22 protein-coding genes are annotated in these 18,377 nt (G+C 32.9%); 19 read left to right on the forward strand and 3 right to left on the reverse strand.

The features are described 5' to 3' along the window. Positions 1-43 precede the first annotated feature (43 nt). From FOC48_RS00005 to FOC48_RS00090, 19 genes are all read left to right on the forward strand, one after another. Positions 44-2,665 (forward strand): phage tail family protein, encoded by a 2,622-nt coding sequence (locus FOC48_RS00005; protein WP_172497772.1) that lies wholly within the window; start codon positions 44-46, stop codon positions 2,663-2,665. Between the two features lie 179 nt (positions 2,666-2,844). Then, a complete protein-coding gene (locus tag FOC48_RS00010; protein ID WP_172497774.1) occupies positions 2,845-3,108 on the forward strand; it encodes a hypothetical protein in 264 nt (87 codons plus the stop codon). A 19-nt stretch (positions 3,109-3,127) separates the two neighbouring features. After that, on the forward strand, positions 3,128-3,379 hold the full coding sequence (locus FOC48_RS00015) for a hypothetical protein (protein ID WP_172497776.1): 252 nt from the start codon (positions 3,128-3,130) through the stop codon (positions 3,377-3,379). Next, the gene (locus FOC48_RS00020) at positions 3,376-3,513 is read left to right on the forward strand and encodes a hypothetical protein (RefSeq protein ID WP_172497778.1); all 138 of its coding nucleotides are present in this window, start codon (positions 3,376-3,378) and stop codon (positions 3,511-3,513) included. Before FOC48_RS00015 ends, FOC48_RS00020 begins: the two co-directional genes overlap by 4 nt. Positions 3,514-3,621: 108 nt before the next feature. After that, positions 3,622-3,783 carry a hypothetical protein gene (locus FOC48_RS09890; RefSeq protein ID WP_254263182.1) on the forward strand — a complete coding sequence of 54 codons (162 nt, stop codon included), beginning with the start codon at positions 3,622-3,624 and terminating at the stop codon, positions 3,781-3,783. Positions 3,784-5,194: 1,411 nt separating this feature from the next. Further along, positions 5,195-5,554, forward strand: coding sequence for a hypothetical protein (locus FOC48_RS00030; RefSeq protein ID WP_172497780.1), 360 nt, complete (start codon positions 5,195-5,197; stop codon positions 5,552-5,554). 11 nt (positions 5,555-5,565) lie between these two features. Further along, entirely contained in the window at positions 5,566-6,315 is a 750-nt protein-coding gene (locus FOC48_RS00035) for a hypothetical protein (protein ID WP_172497782.1), read from the forward strand. Continuing rightward, positions 6,315-6,620, forward strand: a complete 306-nt coding sequence (locus FOC48_RS00040) for a hypothetical protein (RefSeq protein WP_172497784.1) — start codon at positions 6,315-6,317, stop codon at positions 6,618-6,620. Before FOC48_RS00035 ends, FOC48_RS00040 begins: the two co-directional genes overlap by 1 nt. Further along, positions 6,620-6,817, forward strand: coding sequence for a hypothetical protein (locus tag FOC48_RS00045; RefSeq protein WP_172497786.1), 198 nt, complete (start codon positions 6,620-6,622; stop codon positions 6,815-6,817). The genes FOC48_RS00040 and FOC48_RS00045 overlap by 1 nt, the downstream gene beginning before the upstream one ends. Before the next feature lie 307 nt (positions 6,818-7,124). Further along, entirely contained in the window at positions 7,125-8,414 is a 1,290-nt protein-coding gene (locus FOC48_RS00050; protein WP_172497788.1) for an SH2 domain-containing protein, read from the forward strand. A 4-nt stretch (positions 8,415-8,418) separates the two neighbouring features. Next, the gene (locus FOC48_RS00055; protein WP_003147985.1) at positions 8,419-8,622 is read left to right on the forward strand and encodes a hypothetical protein; all 204 of its coding nucleotides are present in this window, start codon (positions 8,419-8,421) and stop codon (positions 8,620-8,622) included. Next, complete coding sequence (locus tag FOC48_RS00060) at positions 8,615-9,037, forward strand: DUF1366 domain-containing protein (protein ID WP_003147984.1); 423 nt, start codon at positions 8,615-8,617, stop codon at positions 9,035-9,037. Before FOC48_RS00055 ends, FOC48_RS00060 begins: the two co-directional genes overlap by 8 nt. Further along, complete coding sequence (locus FOC48_RS00065) at positions 9,012-9,149, forward strand: CD1375 family protein (protein WP_003147983.1); 138 nt, start codon at positions 9,012-9,014, stop codon at positions 9,147-9,149. The genes FOC48_RS00060 and FOC48_RS00065 overlap by 26 nt, the downstream gene beginning before the upstream one ends. Positions 9,150-9,186: 37 nt before the next feature. Continuing rightward, positions 9,187-9,567, forward strand: coding sequence for a phage holin family protein (locus FOC48_RS00070; protein WP_003147981.1), 381 nt, complete (start codon positions 9,187-9,189; stop codon positions 9,565-9,567). A 3-nt stretch (positions 9,568-9,570) separates the two neighbouring features. Further along, positions 9,571-12,612 (forward strand): hypothetical protein, encoded by a 3,042-nt coding sequence (locus tag FOC48_RS09725; protein WP_216842917.1) that lies wholly within the window; start codon positions 9,571-9,573, stop codon positions 12,610-12,612. Between the two features lie 14 nt (positions 12,613-12,626). Next, the gene (locus FOC48_RS00080; RefSeq protein WP_003147979.1) at positions 12,627-12,872 is read left to right on the forward strand and encodes a phage holin family protein; all 246 of its coding nucleotides are present in this window, start codon (positions 12,627-12,629) and stop codon (positions 12,870-12,872) included. 1 nt (position 12,873) lies between these two features. Then, positions 12,874-13,677 carry an N-acetylmuramoyl-L-alanine amidase gene (locus tag FOC48_RS00085; protein ID WP_003147978.1) on the forward strand — a complete coding sequence of 268 codons (804 nt, stop codon included), beginning with the start codon at positions 12,874-12,876 and terminating at the stop codon, positions 13,675-13,677. A 124-nt stretch (positions 13,678-13,801) separates the two neighbouring features. Next, positions 13,802-13,927: a hypothetical protein gene (locus FOC48_RS10065; RefSeq protein ID WP_269208075.1), complete on the forward strand. Its 126-nt coding sequence runs from the start codon at positions 13,802-13,804 to the stop codon at positions 13,925-13,927. A gap of 154 nt (positions 13,928-14,081) precedes the next feature. Then, positions 14,082-14,558 (forward strand): hypothetical protein, encoded by a 477-nt coding sequence (locus tag FOC48_RS00090; RefSeq protein WP_003147977.1) that lies wholly within the window; start codon positions 14,082-14,084, stop codon positions 14,556-14,558. Between the two features lie 514 nt (positions 14,559-15,072). Here FOC48_RS00090 and FOC48_RS00095 read toward each other — a convergent pair. From FOC48_RS00095 to FOC48_RS00105, 3 genes are all read right to left on the reverse strand, one after another. After that, entirely contained in the window at positions 15,073-16,098 is a 1,026-nt protein-coding gene (locus FOC48_RS00095) for a site-specific integrase (protein WP_003148046.1), read from the reverse strand. Positions 16,099-16,852: 754 nt separating this feature from the next. Continuing rightward, on the reverse strand, positions 16,853-17,644 hold the full coding sequence (locus tag FOC48_RS00100; RefSeq protein WP_003148045.1) for a type II toxin-antitoxin system PemK/MazF family toxin: 792 nt from the start codon (positions 17,642-17,644) through the stop codon (positions 16,853-16,855). A 17-nt stretch (positions 17,645-17,661) separates the two neighbouring features. Continuing rightward, positions 17,662-18,336: a LexA family protein gene (locus FOC48_RS00105; RefSeq protein WP_003148044.1), complete on the reverse strand. Its 675-nt coding sequence runs from the start codon at positions 18,334-18,336 to the stop codon at positions 17,662-17,664. Positions 18,337-18,377 lie beyond the last annotated feature (41 nt).

Raw genomic sequence — 18,377 nt, forward strand, 5'->3', positions numbered from 1 at the left:
TGATTGACGCTGAATTGAAACCATTTCAACAAAAATGAAAGAAATGGAGAATACAGTAACTCAATCAACTAATAACGTAAAAAATAAACTTAGCGGTTTAAAAAGTATGTTTTCAGATTTAGCAAAAGTAGCCGCTTTAGGGTTTCTAGCTAAAGAGTTGTATCAATTAGGTAAATATTCAGTTCAAACAGCGTTAGAAGTTCAAGCTTCTATGAACCAAATTCAACGGCTTATGGGCGAAAGTTCTCAAGCTTTCTTAAAATGGGCTGAAAACAATGCATTAGCTTTTAATATGAGTAAGGCTGAGGCTATAAAATACGGATCAACCTATGGAAATATACTGGCTGGTTTCATTAAAAATCAAGATAAATTAGCAGGCTATACAGCTAAACTGTTAGAAACATCTTCAATCATTGCACAGGGAACAGGACGAACTATGACTGACGTTATGGAACGTATCCGAAGCGGTTTACTTGGTAATACAGAAGCTATTGAAGACTTAGGGGTAATGGTTCAAGTTAAAATGATTGAAAGTACAGAGGCGTTTAAAAAGTTTGCTAATGGTCAAAGTTGGGAACAATTAGACTTCCAAACACAGCAACAAATAAGGTTGATGGCAATTTTAGAACAAGCAACAAAACGTTATGGCGATACATTACAAGATAACGTCAACAATAGAATATCAACATTTAAAGCTTTAATGAAAGACTCAGCATTAAATATTGGTAATGCGTTTTTACCTATAATTAATGCTATTATGCCTACTTTAAATGCATTTGCTGGTGTTATTCGAACAGCAACGGCGAAGTTGGCCGAATTCATTCAATTACTATTTGATAAAAAAGTAAGTAGTACTGATGGAGTTGCAGGGGCTGTAAATAATGCTACCCAAGGGTTGCAAGGTGCAGGGAATGCGGCTGGAGATTTAGCTGATAATTTAGACGATGCTGGTGGAGGAGCTGGAAACCTAGCTGACAATGTAGGTAAAGCAGGTAAAGCCGCTAAAAAAGCAGTAAAAGAACTAAGAGGTTTAATGGGGTTTGATGAAATTAACCTATTAAATAAAAAGAATGATGACTCTGACGACAACTCTGGAGGAGGTGGCGGAGGAGGTAAAGGCGGTAAAGGAAAAGGTGCTGGCGGTAAAGATATTTTACCTGATATAGACATTTCTGACAGAGGTACAAAATATAACACTATGTTTGATGGACTTCTTGAAAAACTTAAACCTTTATTAGCTTTTCTTGAGCATTTAAAAAACTTATTTAAACTTGGTTGGAAACTTACTTTCAGAGAAGAAGGTATTGATCAACTAAAAAAATCACTTATGGGCATTAAAGAGTCTCTAGAAATAATATTTGGTGATGGTTTAGTTGCACGAACGGCCGGAACGTTCTTAGAACGACTAGCATTTGCATTAGGACAAACAACAGCGGCGTTAGCTAACGTTGTGTTAGGAATAGCCGTATTTATCGCTGAAAGTCTTAACAAATCGTTGCAAGAAACTAGACTTGACATAAAAAGTTGGCTAATGCGAAGTTTCTTAGAAATGGGAGATATAGTAGGAAGTATTGGTAATATTGCCGCTGATATCTCAAACATTTTCTATGATACTATTACCAGTCAACCGTCAACAGATATTGGAGCCAATATAATTTCAACATTAACTTATGCTGGAATGGGTGTTGTTGATGTTGGATTGAAACTTGGTAGAGATTTATTAGGTGGTATTGAACGTGTAATTAGAGAAAATTCTCAACCTATCACAGATGCTTTCATTGGTATGTTAGATGCATTAAAACCTTTCTTTGAGACATTTAAAGAAGCTGTAAGAGATGCTTTTAAAATATTTAATGATGTATACGATAACCATATAAAACCGTTTATTGATAGTTTCTTTAAAGGCATATCAGAAATTGTAACGACATTAGCTAATGCATGGAATAATCATATAAACCCAGTTTTAAAAGAGTTGGGAGAAAAATTTCATGATGTATATAGAGATTATATAAAACCAGCTATGGAAAAAACAGGTGAAGCAATTGGTGTTGTTTTCGATGTTTTAAAAGATTTGTGGGAGAATGTACTTGTCCCAGTAGGAAAACTATTATCTGAATTGGCTACAGGATCTTTAGGAGAAATAGTCAAAATATTAGGAGAAACCTTGCTAGAAGCACTAAAAACTGTTTCTGAATGGTGGAAAAAACTAATGGATGTGGTAAAAGATTTTGGTGACTGGTGTAAAGAACATAAAACGACTATAGAAGCAGTTGTTGTGGCAGTCGGTAGTTTTGCAACGGCGTTGATGGTATTAAAAGGTGCTTCAGCAATAGCCGCGACATTATCAGCTCTTTCAGGTGCTAGTATATTACTATCAGGTGCATTTACGGCCTTAACAGTCGTTGAAACAATACTTACTGGGGTTACAACAGTCTTAGGTGGAGTATTTGCATTTTTAACTTCTCCGTTAACGCTTATTGCCTTAGGTATTGCGGCGATAATCACAATTGGGTATTTATTATATGCTCACTGGGATGAGATAAAAGCCTATGCTGAAGAAGTTTGGAACGCTATAAAAGATTGGGTTAATCAAGCTTGGGAAGGCATAAAAGAAGCGTGGAGTAACATTGGAGAGTGGTTCACTGAAAAAATGGGAAGCTGTTAAGCAATTTTCGAACCAGTAGGACAGTGGTTTAGCGAGAAATTCCAACAAGCGTGGGACTTTATAGTTAATATATTCAAAGATATAGGCCAATGGTTTAGTGAAAGGTGGAATGATGTTAAAAATATTTTATCTCCACTAGCTGATTGGTTTAGAGAGAAATTCCAAAATGCTTGGGATAATTGACAAATATATTTAAAATAATAGGTCAATGGTTCAATGAAAGATGGACTGAGGTTAAAAACATTCTATCTCCTATAGGTCAATGGTTTAAAGATAAATTCCAAAGTGCTTGGGATGGTCTGACAGGTATATTTAAATCATTAGGCTCTTGGTTTGGTGCAAGATGGAACGATGTAACAAATGCACTTAGTAACGTTGCCAGTTGGTTTGGAAATACCTTCACTAGTGCATATAATGCGGTTAAAAATGCATTTAGTCTATAGGTTCATTCTTCAGCGGTGTATGGTCTACTGTAAAAAGTATATTTGTAATGCTGGTCAAATGGTCGGAAGTGCTGTTGGTGGAGCTTTTAAAGGGGCGGTTAATGCGGTATTAGGAACTATTGAGAGTATAGTAAATGGATTCATTAACATGATTAATGGTGTAATAGGAGTTATTAACGCTATACCGGGGGTTTCATTAGGATATATCAACGGAATTAGCTTACCAAGGCTTGCTCGTGTGGTATTGTTGATAGCCCAACCATTGCAATGATTGGGGAAGCTGGTAAAGAAGCGGTTGTACCTCTTGAAAACACTGGTTTCTTACAAACAATGGGACGTGTTGTAAGTAGTGCTGTTGCTGATGTAATGGAAATAACCACCAACCTCAGGCGGTTTAACTGGTGATATCGTGATCCAGTTAGGTGGCACTGAGTACGCTAGATTTACAATTGATGAAATCATAAAGAACAGGAAAGGTAGGTCAAACTCTTATAAAAATTTAGGAGGAACAATATGGCAAAGTTAATTATTAATGGAGTAACAATTGTTACTCCTAAATCATTTCAAGTATCTATTCAAGATATCGATGGAGAAACAGGACGAGATGCTAACGGTAATATGGTTAGAGATAGAGTCACAACTAAACGAAAATTAGAGTGTGAATGGGGTTTTTAACTCAATCTGAAATGAGTACCTTATTAAGTAGTGTTACAAGTGAATTCTTCTCAGTTTCCTACCCTGACCCTATCATAGGTCAAACAACAAAACATTTTACGTTGGGGATAGGATTCTCCAGCTTATAGTTTTAGTGAAAAATTCAAAACCATGGAGCGGTTTAAAAATGAATTTCATAGAAAGGTAGGTTAATATGTTTAACAACAATACAAGCTATCAAGAAGCAATAAATGCACCCTCAAGACGAATTACTGGAAACGTAACAATAAAAGGTCAGAAATTATCTGATGATATTTCATCGATGATTATGTTAGTTCAATCTCAGGTAATACACTTACTATTGGTGCTACAAATGCTTCAACAGTAGATATTAAATTCAAGAGATTAATAGAAGGCTAGAAGAAAAAGAACTTATAAGGGTTTCATTTTCTGTTCAAACATCTAGTGGAATTGTCGAGAGACAATTGGAGAGTTCTTCTTAACTGAAATAAAACTTGATAGAAACAACAAAACAACAACGTTAAAGGCCATTGATAAGATGGCTTTTTTAAATGATAAATACACTTCTACTTTACTTTATCCAACCTTAGGAAGGAAATAGTTCAGGAAATAGCTAATAGCTGTAATCTGAGGGTTAATAATAATCTAATATAACAAGCTTACCTAGTTTTAGTAAAAAGTTAGAAAAGTTACTTATAGAGAAATGTTAGGTTACTTAGCACAGACAGTAGGAGCTTTGTAATTTTTAATAATAATGGTGAATTAGAGTTTAGAAAATTAAATAGAACTCAAAAACAATCTCAAAAGGTTCTTACCTTTAAAAGGTTTGGAAGTGGATGAGGTAGAATACAGAATTAACGGTATTTCTATCAGTTTAAATAACCAAGAGAAAACAATATTAGCTGTTGGAAGCCCGTTAGGTACACAGGTTAAACTTACTAACCGTTAATGACTCAAGGGTGGTTAAATTCTATCTTCTCAGAGTATTCAAGATTAAGATTTAACCCTTTAAATTAAATTGGCGTGGTGATCCGTTTGTTGAAGTGGGTGATTGGGTTTCTATAGAAATAGCTAACGGCTCTTATCGTGCTTTTCCTATATTAGAGTTAAAACTATCTTATAGCGGTGGTTTAAAGTCTACTATAGGGCTAATGTTAAGGGGACTACAACTTCAACAACAGAATATAAAGGAACAGTTGAACGTCAAATTGAGTTTATTAATGCTCGATTAGGTGCTTCAGGTAATTATGTTTATGCTGATACCGTTGAACCAACTAATCCGAAAGATGGTGATACATGGTTTAAGCCCAACGGAGCATTCACAGACTTATATATTTATGAAAATAATCAGTGGGTTTTAAAGACATCAACTGGGAATATTGAGGTTTAATAACTAAAATTACAGACTCAAGTGTTTCAACTCAAAAACTTAGCTACCGCAATAGCAAAAATCATAGAACTTGACGCCGCTAGAATAACAACAGGTAGTCTTTCCTTTGAACAATTAAACAGTAGTGCTGTTAGTGAAATAAGAAAGGGTATGGTTAGTGAAACAAAATTTAATAGTTTTGTAAATGATTCTAACGGTTTAAGGCAACAAATGAGTTCTGAGATTGAAAGGGTTGTTGAAAGTAAAAAATCGACACTTAAAGGACAAGATGGAAAAAGTAGTTATATTCATAAGAAATATACTAACGATGTACTTGCAGGCCCAATGACTGATAATAGTAATTCATTATATATAGGAATTTATACAGGTGATAAGCAGTAGCACCAACTAATATGAGTGAATATGAATGGACTAGAGTAAGAGGATATAACGGCGTTAATAGTTACATTCATAGAAAATATAGCGACAATTCAAACGGAGCTAATATGAGTGATGACTCTAATCTAAAATATATAGGTATTTACACTGGGGCTAGTGCGACACCTCCAACAACTCCAACCTCATATACTTGGAGTAAGATAAAAGGTGAAGATGGTCGCCAAGGAGTACCGGGAGTTAGAGGTGCTGATGGTAGAACTAGCTATTTACACACCGCATACGCTAATTCACCTACAGGAGATGTTGATTTTAGTACTACTAATAGCAACGGTAAAGAGTACATAGGAACTTACAGTGATTTTGAACTTGCTGATAGCAATGATTACCGCCGTTATAAGTGGGTCAAAATTAAAGGTGAAAATGGTCAAAATGGTAGAGATGGTAGAGATGGACAGGACGGTAAGTCAATTAATATAAATTGGTTGCCTAATTCTAATTTTTCTTCGGCATTTAATAAATGGGAAGATGTGTTAACTAATAGCGGTTTAAATTCTAGTTTTGAGCATGCAAAAACGCATTTTGGAAGAGGGTTGCACATTTGGGGTACTGCTAATGCTGACTATAAAGGTCTCAAAAGTTTCCAATTTAAATTAGAAGCTAAAAAGGGTGATAAGTTAACTTTATCAATGGACTTGGGTAAAGACGCTTTAACACAAAATGCACCGTTAAAAGTAGGTTTACAGTATTCGATAAAAATAGCTTAGTGCCTCCTGTTAAGGAAGAGCAAATTATAGATTTAGCGACGGAGAATTTTAAAATAAAAAAATATAAACGCATTTCTCGAACGTTCACAGCTAAAACAGATATTGATGAGTGTATAGTAATGTTACATGCGCCCACTAGACAACTTATTAATTTTTATATTGACAACATAAAATTAGAAATAAGTGAAGTTGCGACAGAATGGACACCAGCATATGAAGACTTACAAGGTCACACGCTAACAGCTAATCTATGGTTTAGTGGAAATTACATCAATAATGTAACTAAAAACGTTAGATTAACCTAGTGTTATTTTATGACGGTAAAGAGGTTAATGACTTTACTACAAATGTAAGATATACAAGCGGTGTAAATAGTAGTTGGCTTACTCAAGATAATCTTAGAACACTCAGAGATGGAACTATAGATTATGGCTTTTGGGGTGATGGTGAGAAGAATGGAGAAACCTTATCCGCAATAGCAACGGTAAATTATAAAGGTTAGAAATTGTTTCTACCGCAAGGTTAGATAACGTACCAAATGTTGAAGATGTTAAAGAAACGATTAAGAAATTCAAAACTTTTGAAAGTACCTTAGATAGTTTCAAATCTGTTATTGGAGAAATTAAAGGTAAAGAGATTAAAACTATAGTTAAAGCACCAAATTTATGTACTGAAGATTTTCTAACAATAAAACTAAATCAGGTAATGATTTATACTTTAACGTTTCGCCAAACCTTAAGGCTAACACCAAGTATACTATTATATTAGATGTTTCATTTAAAAAAAATGATGTTCATCAGCGAACTAAAGTGTACGGAGCTAAAAGCGGGGGTGGTGAACAATGGTTAAAAGATGGTCGGAATGTTTGGGTGGTCGATTATGCGACAGAACAAAACAGAGTCAACATTTATCCTTTAGGGGAATTTTCACAAGTGAATAACGTTGAAATATATGAGGGAGACTATAGAGAATTCATAGAACAAAATAATCGTTTCACATCGTTGGGATCAGCAACTAACCAAACTAGTTTTTACTCTTATAAAATAAATCATAATATAACAGGTGCAAAAGGTAAATTTTTCTTAGTGCGATTTGACTTAGCAAGTTTACCATCTGATAAATGGTTTTCAAGTGGTGACGACGGTATTCTTGCACTTTATTCATTTGGAACTAAACAGTTTACAGAAGAGTTAAAACTAAAAGATAACGAGTATATTTTTAAAGAACTTTTTAACGATAATTTTTATATTTTCCATAATACAAATTCATTAAAAATAACCAACGTGAGACTTTACGAAGTACGTTTTGGTGTAACTCTAGCTACTCAAAACTCGTTAATAGATATTAGTAGTATGATTGACCAAACTAAAGACTCCGTTACACTTAGTGCTAGAAAAGAAATTGAAAGTAAATTAACTAATTATCCAACTAATGCATACCTTTCAAACAATTATGCTAATAAACGAGACCTTGAAAGTCTAGTTACAAAATCAGAACTAAAAGTCTTATCAGACAGGATAGAAAGTTCTGTTAATACTGGTAATTTCGGTACTACACTTTCCCAAAATGCTTATTATGTAAGAGTTGCATGGAACGGAATTTCAAATTATGTTCAATTTGAAGATGGAGGATTGAACTTTTATGAAGGTTCTAACACACAAAATAATTTGCGTGCAAGGATAGATGATGGAAATTATACGTTTTGGCGTGACGGATATGAATTAGGAAACATGGGAACAGGATATTACAAACTAGATCGTAATAAAAAAGGTATACAATTTCACCTTGAGTATGATGGATGGTTCATGGGTTGGGCTTATAAGCAAAAAAGGACAGATAACCATTACACTTGGAAATGGTACTATACTTCCGGTTCGGTTGGTGATACATACGCTGATACATTAAATGCAGGTTGTAATACTAATTTTAGGTGGAATGAAATATGGTACTTTAAAACAAGGACTTCTTGGTTCAACATTATGGATGGACTAGACGGGACTATTTCAGTTGTTTCAAACATAGAAAACACTGGAGACGGTGGAATTCGCTGGTGGACTAGAAACTTAACATTTAAAAACGGAATACTAATTGGAGGATAAAAGGATGAATGAACCTATTGAATTAAAATTTACAAATGCAAAAAATGATATTACAAAATTTATTGAGATTACTGGAAATGAAAACGGCGTGCCTCCATTTGTAATGGTTGGGATTTTATCTCAAATTTTAACTGAGTGGCAACGACGCGAACTTATTCAGTTAACGGACGCAATAAGTAGACCAAAAGGAGAAGAAGAAAATGTTTAAACTAGCTTGGAAAAATGGATTTGAACTTGGTGTAGACAACCCAAAAACAAGGGTTCAAATTACAAATGAAGATATGTCGATTATTATCACTAAAAATTTAGATGGTGATTTATCAAAGCATTCTGATTATGATTTAGTTAATTTAGTGTTAGAGAAATTTTATCAAGATACATTCCCTAATCGTGCTGAGAATGAACGATTTAATAAAGTTGATGAAAAACTTAAAGTACTAGACACTAAATTGGCTGAAATGGATAAGATGAAAAAAGAACTTGAAATAACACAAGGTTCTTTAATGGATTTAATAACACAAATGAGCGGAAGTTTGGAGGCTGAACACCATGAAGATAATTCACAACCTAAAAATACAAGTGAAGGAGGTGACAGTAATGATGGCAATGCTATTCGCAATTAATATAGCAAAAGGGAAACGTACGTTTGCACAAGTACCTAAATTCCTTAAAGATAAAGTCAGAGAATGCTTAATCGATATGGATTTAGAACATCTAGCTAAAGAGGGGGCTTAAAGCCCTCTTTTATTTTGCAAAGAAAGGAGTTTAATTAATGGAAATTACATTACCAGAGTTAGCTGAACGATATTACCATTTAACGAAAGATGTTTACATGCATGCTTTTACATTAATGATAGTGCTAGATGTGTTGACTGGTGTAGCAAAGGCTTTTGTATCAAGGACACTTAATTCAACTATTAATAGAAGAGGTTTAATTCAACATATAACTGTATGGGTTATGTGTATTACTGTATATCCTTATGTATTATATTTAGGTTTTAATGAGGCAGGGACAGCATTTTTACTATTCTTCACACTGAGTTATTGCTTATCGCTAATAGAAAATCTAAGTGTTTTAGGTGTGCCGTTTCCAACTGGTATTAAGAAACGATTAGAAAAGTTAAGAGACGAACTTGACGGAAAGAAGGAATAATAGATGAAAAAATTAATTAAATTAGATTTTAACAACACTACAAGGGAACGTAAGACTGAGGATAGCTATTCAGAACTTTATTCTTATGACAAAAATAACGGATCATTTGAGTTTGAGATATTAAACGACACACTTACGACTGAAAAAGTTATAGCTTTGTTTAAATTTACAGAAAGTAATAAAGTATGGAAGACTACTGGAACGGTAGAAGGAAATAAAGTACATGTGACTTTTGATACTACTTTAATTACTCAAAATGAAACGGTAATTTGTTACTTATATTTCGATGAAGAACAAAGAACATCTGACACATTCAGATTTAAGTTTAAAGTAAAAGTATCTGAAATTCATAAAATGAGTCGATATGAAGTTAAAGAAAGATTTATCAACAACACAGTTATTGTCGATAGATTAGACGTTGTGACAAAAGAAGAACTAAAAGAAGCGTTAAAAAATGTTGGTGGAATAGCAACAGAAGGACTATTAACAGAGGTTAAGGCTGAAGAATTGTATGCTAAAAAGTCAGAAGCAGTAGATAATACTAATTTTGAGTTAGTTAAGAACAGATTACTAGCGTTAGAACTTAAGACTGATAAGGATACGGTATATGACGATAGCGAAGTTAAAGAAAGACTTACAACGCTTGAGAATAAACCTCCTGTAGACCTATCTGGATACGCCACTAAAGAAGAACTAAGAAATGTTAGTGGTGGTCAACCATTAGCTGACAACCTTGTGACTAAAGAGGAGCTAGAGAACAAACATTACATTTCTGATATAAGCAATTTGGCTACTAAAGAGGAGTTGCAAGAGGTTAGGAACAGTCAACCAACAGTTGACACTTCAAACCTTGTTACTAGGGATGAATTAACAGCTAAGAATTTCTTAACAGAACATCAATCACTGGATAATCTAGTTACTAAGCAAGAATTAGAAGAGAAACAATATCTAACGGCACATCAAGATTTATCAGAGTACGCTAAGAAGTCAGAATTATACAACGATACACCGCTTAAAGAACGTGTCACGGCACTTGAGAGCAAAGCTATCGAGGGTGGAGCATATGACGATAGCGATTTAAGAAATCGTGTTGTAACGTTGGAAAGCAAAGAAGATAAAGATACTAAATATGATGATACAGAAGTAAAACACAGACTTACAGAACTTGAGAATAAGCCTGCGGTTGATACTTCTGTTTTTGTTACTGAAGAAAAGTTAAATAGTAAAGGATATCTTACTCAACATCAATCTTTAGAAAATGTAGTAACTAAGGAAGAGTTAGAAAGCAAAGGTTATTTAACTTTACATCAAGATATTAGTAATTTAGCAACAAAAGAAGAGTTAGCTAATACGGTGACTAAGGAAGAATTAAACAATAAACATTATGTGACTGAAGAAGAATTAAATAACAAAGCATATCTAACTTCACATCAAGATTTATCAAACTATGCCTTAAAATCAGAAATACCGCAACCATACAACGACAGTACACTAAATGAACGTGTTACAGCGTTAGAAAGTAAAGCAATTGAGGGCGGTGCATATGATGACTCAGATTTAAGAAATAGAGTAGTAGCTCTAGAAGGTAAGGAAGATAAGGACACTAAATATGATGACACAGATTTAAGAAATCGTGTTACTAATTTAGAGAATAAACCACCTATAGATACTTCAGAATTTGTGACTAAAGATGAACTAACTAACAAAGGATATCTTACAACACATCAAAGTTTAGATCACGTGGTAACTAAAGATGAATTAGCTAGTAAGAATTACATCTCAGATATCTCAAATTTAGTTACTAAAGATGAACTAGCAAGCAAGAACTACTTAACTGAACATCAACCATTAACAGAAGTTAATAATAGATTAGATGTGTTGGAAGCTAAGCAAGACAAAGATACAGTTTATAATGACAGTGAGTTAAGACAGCGTGTAACTAATCTTGAAAATAAATCTAATGTGGACTTAACAAACTATGTTACTAGTGAACAATTAGAGAATAAGCACTATTTAACTCAACATCAATCATTAGAAGAGTACGCTAAGAAGTCAGAATTATACAATGATACTGATATTAAACAACGTTTAACAACGTTAGAGAGTAAACCTAACATTGACACATCAAACTTTATCACTAATGAACAGTTAGAAGCTAAGCATTACTTAACGGAACATCAAACCTTAACACACCTTGCAACAACTAGCGATTTAGAAGCATTGAGAAATGTTGCCGTTAGTAAGTCAGAGTTAAGTAAAAAAGTTGATGCGACTGAGTATAATTCTTTCAAAGATAGTGTTGTTACAAAAACTGAACTTACTGAGAAAGGATATTTAACAGAACATCAGAATTTAGATGGATATGCTAAAAAGTCAGAATTAGAAACTTTAAATCAAACATTGTCTCTTACAAATGGAGTGTTAAGCATTAGTGGTGGGAATAGCGTTGCACTACCTGCTAGTCAATATGAAATCCACGGAACTGGAATGCCGAACGGTGTAGTAGAAGCTGAAATTGGTACAACGTATATTGACAAAAACAAAACTAACGGAGCATTCAAATGGATTAAGACTACTAACGGCGGAAATCAGGGGTGGGAAGTGTTAACTGGAGATACTGGTTGGCGAACACTTAACTCAACTTCAAAATTAACTGTTGAGGGTAGAACTTCAACGATTAAAATAAGACGTGTTAACAACTTAGTGACTTACAATTTTGGAGGGCTTCAATGGGGCTGGTTTGGAATAGTCAGACGTGGTGGAGCAGGATACGTAGAACATAAAAGTAGTGGTGAAAGAGGAACTAAAGTATTACCTGTCGACGGAATACCTTCAGGCTTCAGAAGTGAAGCGTCATTAGTTGGTGGTACGTACGACGATAAAGGAAGACCTTACGGTGTTTGGTATTTAGGTGGAGTAAATGACTCAAATTACATTCAATTCACATTTAACGACCCTATTCCAACAGATAGAGATATTAGAGATATAAGAGTGAGTGCAGTATCTTATTTAACATCCGAACCATGGCCTACACAATTACCATAAAGGAGGACAAAACAATGGAACAATTACAACCTATTTTATTAACACTTATCGTGTTCGGACTTAACCTATTAGGTAAGTTTTTAAAAGAGTGGAAACCGTTTCCGACAGAACTTATCCCTCAAGTATTAGGAGTACTTGGGGGGCTTATAGGTTGGGCGGTATTTAAAGATACTAACGCAGTACTTTTAGGACTTGCAAGTGTAGGAACACATCAAGTGGTTAAGCAAAGTAGAAATAATAACAATACGGAGGATAAATAACATGACAGAAATTTATAGCGATTATTTTCAAAACGGAGTATTTTTTACTCCACCTAAAAACGATATACTAGGAATAGTAATACATAATGATGGGGGTTCGCTATCAGCTAGACAATATGACGGATTCTTAGTCGATAGAGTGAACAATGGAACTCTTGACAGAGGGTTCGCAGCGTACTATGTAGATAGAAACGACGTGTATGTATTCCAACCATCTAACCATCAAGAGTGGCACACGGCTAACCCTTACGGAAATGGTAATTTTATCGGGTTTGAAGTTTGTCAATCAATGTCAGCAAGTGATAGTGAATTTATAGCTAATGAAGATGCTACACTATTACTAGCAGGTCAAGTACTTCAAAGCTATGGCTTACCTATCAACGAAGACACAGTTAAATTACACCACGAATTTAGTGCGACTTCTTGCCCTCATAGAAGTATGGAATTACACGGAAATGGTGGAGCTTACAACGGAGCAGGAACTGAAGCGTGTAGACAATATTTCATCAATCGAATTAAGCAATTATTAGCTGGAGACGTAACTGAACCACCAGTTGTAGAGAAAAGCATTTTAGATGAAGACGTAGAACTAGCTAAGCGTGATGAACCTTATTACGAAGCAACAGTAAGCATTGATTATGTGTTAGAAAGCCAACCAACAGAAGATAGTGAGGATAAAGAATTTGTCCCAGCTGGAACTAGAGTACGTGTGTACGAGAAAAAAGGCGGTTGGAGTAGAGTAAATTACAAGGATAGCGATCAATGGATTGAAGATAAGTACTTAACAGAAGTTACAGTATTTTAATGATTTTAGCCCTTACTTAAAAGTAGGGGCTTATTTTTTATGTATTTTTTAAAAAAAGTTTTAAATATCTCTTGACTTTATACCTTATATAAGGTATAATTAATAATGTAAAGGAGGTGAGGTAGTGAGTAACAGAAGAAATAAAAAAACAGACTCTCACAAAGACAAGATGTTGGTACTAGCAACAGTGTTAGCTATCCTCGAAATAGTAAACACAATTCTTGAAATCTTTGTAAAAGTCTGTAAATAGACCCTTAGGGAACGGAGCTTATAAAAGCTCCTAGTACCTAAATGTTATTCACATTATATCATGAAAAAGAAAAAATACAAACTATGATTATAATATTAGGTATATTTGCCGTGATAATTTCAATTATCTTAAAACTTATTTAGGAGGTTTTACAATGATAGATCAAGCGATTAAACAAATAGAAGAATTATTCAACAGTGATTTAACTGATTATAGAATTTCAAAAGATACAGGATTGACACTAAGTGTTATTCAAAATTACCGCAGTGGTAAGTACGAGTTAGAAAATATGAGTTTTAAAGTAGCAAAAAAATTAATCAGATATGCGGAGGAATTAAAAATGAGAAATTATGATAAAATGATGGTAGTGGTAAATGAATTAGTATTAGAAGATGGAGCAACAGTGACTTACTGGACTGAGGATAAACCTAATGATTGTACATGTTGCTATTCAGTAGAAGAGCTAAAAGCACATTTAGGAAATATGGAAGAAGATGACTATGAGAAATTAATATTCCAGGTTGATAATGGTGATGATTGTGACAAATCATATCAATTCTACATGAGTGAATACAAAGCAGTTTTAGATCGTGACGAAATTACACTATCTTTCTTACACAACACTAGATAAATTTTAAGCCCCAAAATAAGGGGCTTTTTTTAAAAAAAATTTCAGTCAAACTTTGATTATCGGAAAATCGTATGTTAAAATATAGTCAGTTGGTATTACAACCTAAACTTTCTTTTAATACTAAAGTTTTTCAAGACGGGACGCTATTTCTCCTTGTAATATTTATTTGGTTAATGCGATGTATCATAGTAACAAAATAGCGTCCGCAGTCGGTTTTCCTTCCATAAAACAAAATAGCAAACATTTTTCAACCTCCTAATGGGGGTTGTTTTTTTATGGGGAAAAAAAGGGGAAAAAGCTTCTGAATACTTGTTTTTTTCTTTTAAACCTCAAATATACACAGGTGCTTTTTAAAACACCTGAAATATGCTATAATATACTGATAAATATACATTTTATACTTGAAATATATTTTTTTACACCTCAAATTTAGAGAAACATCTATATGAGAGAAATATTATAAAAGACACGTACTGGAATTGATTAAATCAACTCTAGCGTGTGTCTTTTTTTGTTAGTAGGGAATAAATGGGGAAAGGTTGTTAAGGTTATTTCTTAAGTTGACTTTCATGTTCTCGGTAACGTGAGTGTAGATTGACAATGTTGTTTTAATATCAGAATGTCCTAATCTTTGAGATATTACTTTGATAGGTACATTTTGTTCTATCAACAAAGCCACATGAGTATGTCTGAAAATATGTGTGTGAATATTTAAAATTTTTAAATGATTTAATATAGTTACGTAGGTAATTTTAAAAATGAATTTATTTGAAGATATATAATCTAGCAATAATTTAGCTATAAAATCGGATATTTCTATAGTTCTAATACTCGATAAAGTTTTAGGTGAACCAAGTTCTCCATTTACTAATTTTGTTTTGCTAACAGAAATAGTTTTATTTTTAAAATCAACATCATCTGGAGTAAGTGCTAACACTTCCCCTATTCTAAGTCCTGTATGCAATTGTAAAATAGCGATACTTCTAACCGTGTTATTTTTTATTTTTTTCAAAATAACTGGTATTTCATCTTTCTCCAAATATTTAACTTTTTGCAATTCCAATGCCTTCTCTTCTTTAGTAAACTTGAAATCAAGTTTTACATTGAAATTCGACACATAGTATTTTTTTATAAATTGGAAAAAGTTATTTAATACCATGCAGGTTAATTTAATAGCGTTAGGGGAATAGTCCTTCCTCATATCCATTAACATTTTATCGTATTTAATTTTAGTAACATCTTCTAATCTTTCATTATCATCTACTACTTTTATTCTTGTTTCATAGGCTAAATAAGAATTATAAGCTAAAGTTGGCTTTTTAAACTCTAAATATTTTTCTTTATAATATCCTAAATTGTGAGCCTCTTGAACTGGATTAAGTATCTTATTGATCCTATCTTGTAATTCCTCAAATGCTTCCTTTTCAGTAGCACGAGTCTTATTATTCTTAACGACAGAAACACGCTTGTTTTTACCATCTCTATCCTTGAATGATTGAACAAATCTATATTTGCCATTATGTGTGATTTCTCTGTACATAAATACACATCCTTTCTTGTTAAATGTAGATGTGTATGATATACTATTAGTGTAGTTTATGTGTATACCATACACATTTATTCTGAGATATTGCCGTATCTCATTTTATCCTTTACTCTTGCCGGAGTAGAGGATTTTTATTTTGTTTAAACTGGTCGAATTTAACCAGTTAAAATAGTAAATTAGTTTAAAGTATGTTATAATAATTTTATAGAGGCTTCGTGTATTATTTACACGATTATTTAAAAGATATGTTAAATATCACCTTTCTAAAATCGATTTTAAAAGGTAAGGAGTTCTATCCTTTAGTAGGTGCTTAATTGTGCCTACTTTTTTTGTTAATCATATAAATAAAAAAGTACTTTAAGAATTTTCACTCAAAGTACTAAAAAATCTAGATTATTTTACCTGCCGGTTCACGCCGACAATACGTATAATAATTATAGCATTTTAAACTTTTAAGTGCAATATTTTTTATTTAAAAGAAAAAGAAGCCTTTATCCAATGATAAAAGACTTCTTCACGGTGGGCACAGCCCTCTAATCTAATATCATTATATCATATATTTAATTTTAAGTCTAATTTAATATTATTCTTACCGTGTCGAATTCGATACGGTTAAAAAAGAAAAAAAGGTATCTATGGAAAACCATAAATACCTTAGCAGAGCCGGTTAAAAACCTCTCTGAAAAATGTTACCAGTAGAGCCTATATTTTCATATACCTCTAAGATACTTTTATTATATTATAAATGTTATGGTTTGTCAATTTTATAGGTTGTTAAATTTTTTATAAGTTCAGTTTCTAATATTTTTAAAATTCTATCTGATAATGTTATTTTTCCTATAGGATCTAAAGGATTAATAGGTTTAAAAATTCTAAATTTACTAATAGTTGTTATTGCCTGTACGTTAGCATATGTATTTTTATTATATTTAAGATAAAACTCTGCTATTTCTTTTGAATAATCTTCGTCTTTTTTTATTAATAACTTAGCTTCATTAATTCTTAAATTACCAGTTTTATTGTGTCGTTTCGCTAAATCATTGATTAAAAGTTGAACGTCCATATTTTTCGGATAATACACTCCAGGCTTTTTTGTTAATGGATTAGCTTGAAAATCCAAAATAGCTGTTAAAAGTCTATTCCTTTCTTGAATATCTTTTACTGTTTGGTCAAAAAACTTATAAATCATGTTCTTATCAAGATTTATAAAATCTTTCTTTTCTTTAGAGGTAAAAGGTATTACGGTTAGCGTCCCCTTTTTAGGATTATCTTTGTTGTCCATAACTACACAAAAATGAGGATGTGAAAATTCATTCCCTATTCCTGTTCCAAAATCAACAAAGATTATAGAGCCTTTTTTATATCGTTTGAAGTGTTTTGTGTGGTTATTATTGTCATTTCTTAATTGTTTGGCTCTAAATATTTCAGAAGATGCTAATTTTTTAAATTTTTTATTTCTTGGATTATTTGCAACACTAATCAAAATATCTCTAGCTCTACTTAGTTTTTTCTTATTATTTACATTTTCATTAGATTCCATTTTTGTATCACTCCTTTCTAAAATTTCCTTCTTAACTCAACAACTCTTCCAATAATGACTACTGGTTTTGTAAGTACTTCTTCGTTTGAAAAGTACATAGGTGAGTATTCTGAATTGTTAGATATTAGCATTATTCCATTACCAAGCTTTTCAAATTTCTTACATGTTGCATCGTCTCCATTTACTAGAGCAATTACCACATCTCCATTGTTAGCTGTTGATTGTTGTCTGACTATAACTGTATCTCCATCGTTTATATCTGGTTTCATACTGTCACCTTTGATTCTAAGTCCAAAGAATTCTCCTTGATTTTCCCACGATTGAGGTACTTCCTCATAGTCCAGTATATCCTCAACAGCTGATATAGGGATACCTGCTGCGACTGTTCCTAATACTGGGATTTTTAAGCCTTGAAGGGTTTGAGGTTCATTAATTTTAGCTTCTTCTATTCTTTCGTATCTATGTACATCGTATCCTAATAACCACGCTTCTGTAACACCAAATACTTTTGATAATAGGAAGATTTTTTCGTTATCTGGATTTGATTTGCCATTTACATATTGAGATAAGTGGCTTTTAGAAAATTTTATATTATATTTCTCTTGAAATGGTTTAGCTAAATTAAGAACGTCTATTTGTCTTAATCTTTTTTCTTTCATTATTTGATTTATTCTTTCAGTAGAAGTTGCCATAACTTTCACCTCCTGTTAGAACTATAATATCATGATTTGAA

This window comes from Gemella haemolysans (genome assembly GCF_012273215.1).
GTDB classification, from domain to species: domain Bacteria; phylum Bacillota; class Bacilli; order Staphylococcales; family Gemellaceae; genus Gemella; species Gemella haemolysans_A.